This window comes from Cellulophaga sp. (genome assembly GCF_039943695.1).
In the GTDB taxonomy this organism is placed as follows: domain Bacteria; phylum Bacteroidota; class Bacteroidia; order Flavobacteriales; family Flavobacteriaceae; genus Cellulophaga.
Genome location: NZ_JBDVAA010000045.1, coordinates 1 through 5,047 on the forward strand (window position 1 = coordinate 1; position 5,047 = coordinate 5,047).

Below are 5,047 nucleotides of genomic sequence, written 5' to 3' on the forward strand. Positions count from 1 at the left end.
TAAGTTCCAGAATTAACATTACTTTCTATATCCTCTACCGTAGTTGGGTATATGTTCATTTGAAAACCGTAGTTAATTTCTTCGGCTTTACCTATATTAAATAATTCTACAGATTGCCAAACCTTGTATGCAGACAACCATTTTTCTCTTAAAGTAACTAAGTTAGCTTCTGAAGGCGTAGCTATAAAATTATCTTTTTCATCTTCTAAATCATTAAGTTTAGTAGATAAATCTTCATAAGCAGGAATAATAATATTATCTGCAACATTAACTAATAACTCGCCTCTATTAAAATCATCTTTTCCTCCTGTTGGCAAATCAGATCCATCATCTGATGAACTACTACAAGCATTAAACACTAATGCTATCAATAAAATAAAACCTACTCTCTTCATTCTCCTTAATTTTATTTATTCTAAATAAAAGGCAAAAATAAAAAAAAGTAGTCATAAAATAACTATTATATGACTACTTTTTTAAAATCAGCTATTTAGCTATATATACTTCTAATTTGCGGCTTGTTCTTTTGTAAAACCATATGCAGCAGAAATCTCATCAGAAATCATATCCAATGTAGCTGGTGTAACATCCCAAAAGCCATTATCAGCCATTAACGTATCCATAAACCCATCAATTTTTGTAGAAGACAAAACAGGAGAACCTGTTAGGTTATCTCTTGTAAAACGTAAGCTATTAATAAATCCAAAAGCTTCAGATAAACCGTGAAAAGCAGAAGCTTTATCACTCGTTAAATTATTTTTTCCTGACTGTAGGTAATGTACAGCACGTACTGCAATTACTTTAGATATTTTTTCTCTAATAATTTCTACCTGCTCATCTCTAACAACGTAATTTTTAGCCACAATTGCAGCCCTACCTAATTTAAGAGCTTCGTAAACATCATTAGCTATTCCTGCAAAATCTGCATCTTCTTCAACTTTCCCTAAATATTCATTTAAAAAACTATCCTTTCCTAATTCTGGTGTTGCAGGAGTATCTTCATTACCATATAAATATCCATAAGCTTCATCCCACTTATGCTCCATATTAGTGTAGTTTTTACCATCTACCAATGTACCTGCATCATTATCTTCAATATTTGTTGCTTCGTCTAAAACAGCAGTACTTAAGTAATTATTTAGCATTTGGTCTACCATTAAACCACCAATAATAGATTTTGCAATTGCTTGGTTATACTCTAAACCTTTACCGTTAACATATCTTGTAGAACCACCACCTGCTTGTTGTATTTTACCTGCACTACCTGCAACAGCATCAACATCCCAATTAGGAAAGACATCTGTAACTTGCTCACTAATCCATAAATCTAATTGCTCTTTTATAGCCATAGAAGCTGTTGTGTTAGCTGAAAAATAGTCTGCAGATGCAGCTACTTTACTACGAATACTTTTTCCTGAGCTATTTAAATCTTCATCAGAAAAATCTGCAGCTCCCTCTTGATGAGCAAACATTGCATCTAATTCTGCTTCTGTTTTACTATTGTCTTTAAGAGCAGAGATAAACTCTTGTCCCATTTTAATTCTAGTAGTTTGACCACCAAAATCTACAGAACTCTCTCCATTATTTTCAAAAACATAAGTAGCAGGAGCTACTACATTTTTTCCTCCTGATGTATCATCTCCATTATCATCTGAAGAACAAGAAGTAAAAATTGCACTTGCTACAAATAAACCAACGAAAACTTTATTTAACCTCATACTAAAAGTGTTTAATTATTTTTTTTTGCAAATATCTTTAATAGATCATTACAAAACAATGTTTATTTAGAATAAATAAAAACAAAGTGTTTTTCGCTAGAAAATTAATAGAGATAAAACCAATAAAAAAAGAAAATTAATGAAACTTAGAAAACAGCTCTGTTGCCTTATTATATGCAGCCTCAAAGACCATCCAATTAACATTGGTATTTACTTTTTCTGCCGTAAAATAAGATAGCATTTTTTCGGTAGGCATATTACCAGTTAAATCGTCTTTTGCCATAGGGCAACCACCAAAACCTTGTACTGCACCATCAAATCTAACGCAGCCAGCATTATAAGCTGCTGCTACTTTTTCTTTCCATTTGGTTGGTGTAGTATGCAAATGAGCACCAAATTTAATGTCTGGATATTTAGGTATTAAATTAGAGAATAAATAATCTATGACGTCCGGAGTAGAAGAACCAACTGTATCTGATAATGAGATGATATTAACTCCCATATTGGCTAATTTTTCTGTCCATTCGCCAACAATTTCTACATTCCAAGGATCACCATAAGGGTTACCAAAGCCCATAGAAATATAAGTAACAACCTCTTTATTTGCAGTATTAGCAATGTCTAAAATCTCTTTTAGTGTTTCTACAGATTGTGCAATTGTTTTATGCGTATTACGCATCTGAAAGTTTTCTGAAATAGAAAAAGGATAACCTAAATAGTTTATTTCTTTATGTTTAGTAGCATCTTGTGCTCCACGCACGTTGGCTACTATAGACAATAGTTTACTCTGAGTTCTAGATAAATCCAAGCTTGCTAAAACCTCTGCGGTGTCTGCCATTTGCGGAATTGCTTTTGGAGACACAAAACTACCAAAGTCTATAGTATCAAAACCACAGTCTAGCAAAGACTGTATGTATTTTACCTTTAACTCTGTTGGAATAAAATCTTTTATTCCTTGCATTGCATCTCTTGGGCATTCTGTTATTTTAACTGTAGCAGACATAAATTAATTGTTGACTTCTTCAAAATTACTATTATTTATCCGATAAAAGAATATAAATTCCTAAGCCTATAAAAACTACAATTTGTATCCATTTAAAAAACAATCCAACTTTATCATTCTTAGCTATATAACTAGAAATTGAACCAGCTAAAACAGCTATTAATGCAAAAATCAAAAAAGAGACCAGCATAAAAATCAATCCTAAAATATAAAATTGAATTACTGAACTTAAAGTATCACTAAACAAAAAGCCAGGAAAAAAAGCCAAAAAGAACAATGCAACTTTAGGGTTTAGCACATTCATTACAAAACCTTGCTTAAACAAAGAGAATGCACTTTTTTTGGGTGCATTACCGGTTCCTAAAATAAGATGAGCATCACTTTTAAAAACTTTATAAGCAATATAAAACAGGTAACATGCGCCAAATATTTTAATTACTAAAAATAGATTATCATTGTCTTTAATTATTGCAGATACACCAAAAGCTAACAAGGTTGTATGTACTAAACATCCAGAAATTAGGCCAGCAACAGTTGCTAAACCAGATTTTTTACCGTTTACCAAACTCTGTGTTAACACGTATATATTATCTGGCCCAGGAAAAAAAGCTAACACTGCGGTGGCAGACATAAAGGCAATAAGTATATCGTAATTCAAAATCTTAGTTATTTAAAAATGAAAAGTACAAATTTTATAATAGTATACATTCTATATATTTATCTTTATAGAAAATACTAAACAATGAAAAATATAATTCTACTACTTTTCTTTAGTCTAAGTATCACCAACTATGCAAGCACTAGTACTAACAATAAAAGCATAAACAAAATGATGACTACACCTAAAGATAGCGTATTAAGACACGTGGTAATTTTTAAATTTAAAGCTGATGCCACAAAGCAACAAATTACTGCTGTTGAAGAAGCTTTTAGTGCGCTACCATCTAAAATATCAGAAATAAAAGATTATGAATGGGGACTAAATAATAGTCCTGAAGGCTTAAGCAAAGGATTTACACACTGCTTTTTTGTTACTTTTAAAAGCGAAGAAGACCGCGCTATTTACTTACCTCACCCAGACCATAAGGCTTTTGTAACCCTACTTACTCCTATTTTAGACGATGTTTTTGTGTTAGACTATTGGACCAACTAACTTTTAGCTAAAATTGCTTTATTTATTCTTTTTACAAGACCTGGACCTTCATAAATAAAACCTGTCCATATTTGTATTAAGTCTGCTCCTGCATCTAATTTTTCTAAAGCATCTTTCTCAGAGTGTATACCTCCTACTCCAATAATAGGAAAGGCTTTGTTGCTTTTATCTGCTAAAAACTTAATAACCTCTGTACTTCTACTAGTTAACGGCTTACCACTTAAACCTCCATTTTCTTTAGTAATACTTTCTGGCGATTTTAAGTTGTTACGCTCTATGGTTGTGTTTGTTGCTATAACTCCATTAATTTTAGTAATTGCTACAATATCTATAATATCTAACAATTGCTCATCTGTTAAGTCTGGAGCAATTTTAAGCAAAATAGGCTTAGCCTTTACTCCTTTTTGTGTTACATACTTTTTATTCTCTGTAACTAATGCATTTAATAAATTTGTTAAAGGCTCTTTATCTTGCAACTCTCTTAATCCTGGTGTATTAGGAGAACTTACGTTTACAACAAAATAATCTACGTGCGGATACAGCGCTTCAAAACAAATTAAATAATCCTCTACTGCACCATCATTAGGAGTAATTTTGTTTTTACCAATATTACCACCAATTAATACATTATGCTGTTCTTTTAAGCGCTCTACAGCCTCTAAAACCCCACCATTATTAAATCCCATACGGTTTACAATAGCTTTGTCTGCTTTTAACCTAAACAAGCGTTTTTTAGGATTTCCAGACTGTGGTTTAGGAGTTAAAGTTCCTATTTCTATAAAGCCAAAACCAAAATTAGATAGCTCTTTATACAATTTGGCATCTTTATCAAAACCAGCAGCTAAACCAACAGGATTTTTAAATTTAATACCAAAGACCTCTTTTTCTAAACGCTTGTCTTCAACTACGTACATTGCTCTAAATAAACCTCCAAAACCTATTTTAGAAAAAAACTTGATTAATGAAAATGATAAATGATGCACCTTTTCTGGATCCATCAAAAAAAACAACGGCCTAACAATAGCTTTGTACATAGAATTTTAAAATTTTGGCAAAAATACAAACTACCAAGATGTAGAACTATTTTACAATTGGTTTTTATTAACAGTTTTTACAATTTTTATAACTAAATACACTGCCTTTATTATCTTTAAAAATCGAAATAAAGAGTAC

The 5,047-nt window shown here is 31.5% G+C and carries 6 protein-coding genes; 1 reads left to right on the plus strand and 5 read right to left on the minus strand.

Annotated features, from left to right (window positions below):
• The 4 genes from ABJD66_RS03555 to ABJD66_RS03570 all read right to left on the minus strand — a co-directional run.
• Nucleotides 1-395 (minus strand): imelysin family protein (locus tag ABJD66_RS03555; RefSeq protein WP_348128310.1); only part of this gene is annotated, 395 nt, incomplete at its 3' end.
• Between the two features lie 111 nt (nt 396-506).
• Nucleotides 507-1,718, minus strand: a complete 1,212-nt coding sequence (locus tag ABJD66_RS03560) for a DUF4856 domain-containing protein (RefSeq protein ID WP_348128313.1) — start codon at nt 1,716-1,718, stop codon at nt 507-509.
• Nucleotides 1,719-1,854: 136 nt separating this feature from the next.
• Nucleotides 1,855-2,721, minus strand: coding sequence for a hydroxymethylglutaryl-CoA lyase (locus ABJD66_RS03565; RefSeq protein WP_100895521.1), 867 nt, complete (start codon nt 2,719-2,721; stop codon nt 1,855-1,857).
• A 31-nt stretch (nt 2,722-2,752) separates the two neighbouring features.
• Nucleotides 2,753-3,379, minus strand: coding sequence for a LysE family translocator (locus ABJD66_RS03570; protein ID WP_348128317.1), 627 nt, complete (start codon nt 3,377-3,379; stop codon nt 2,753-2,755).
• Between the two features lie 84 nt (nt 3,380-3,463).
• Between ABJD66_RS03570 and ABJD66_RS03575 the strand changes: the two genes are divergently transcribed.
• The gene (locus ABJD66_RS03575) at nt 3,464-3,874 is read left to right on the plus strand and encodes a Dabb family protein (RefSeq protein WP_348128320.1); all 411 of its coding nucleotides are present in this window, start codon (nt 3,464-3,466) and stop codon (nt 3,872-3,874) included.
• On the opposite strand, the gene ABJD66_RS03580 is transcribed toward ABJD66_RS03575, so the two are convergent.
• Nucleotides 3,871-4,908: a quinone-dependent dihydroorotate dehydrogenase gene (locus ABJD66_RS03580; RefSeq protein ID WP_348128323.1), complete on the minus strand. Its 1,038-nt coding sequence runs from the start codon at nt 4,906-4,908 to the stop codon at nt 3,871-3,873. The genes ABJD66_RS03575 and ABJD66_RS03580 overlap by 4 nt on opposite strands.
• Nucleotides 4,909-5,047 lie beyond the last annotated feature (139 nt).

Excerpts from the sequence above, each read along its gene's own strand:
- ABJD66_RS03560 (WP_348128313.1), bottom strand. The coding sequence starts at position 1,718 with ATGAGGTTAAATAAAGTTTTCGTTGGTTTATTTGTAGCAAGTGCAATT.
- ABJD66_RS03580 (WP_348128323.1), bottom strand. The coding sequence starts at position 4,908 with ATGTACAAAGCTATTGTTAGGCCGTTGTTTTTTTTGATGGATCCAGAA.
- ABJD66_RS03575 (WP_348128320.1), top strand. The coding sequence starts at position 3,464 with ATGAAAAATATAATTCTACTACTTTTCTTTAGTCTAAGTATCACCAAC.
- ABJD66_RS03565 (WP_100895521.1), bottom strand. The coding sequence starts at position 2,721 with ATGTCTGCTACAGTTAAAATAACAGAATGCCCAAGAGATGCAATGCAA.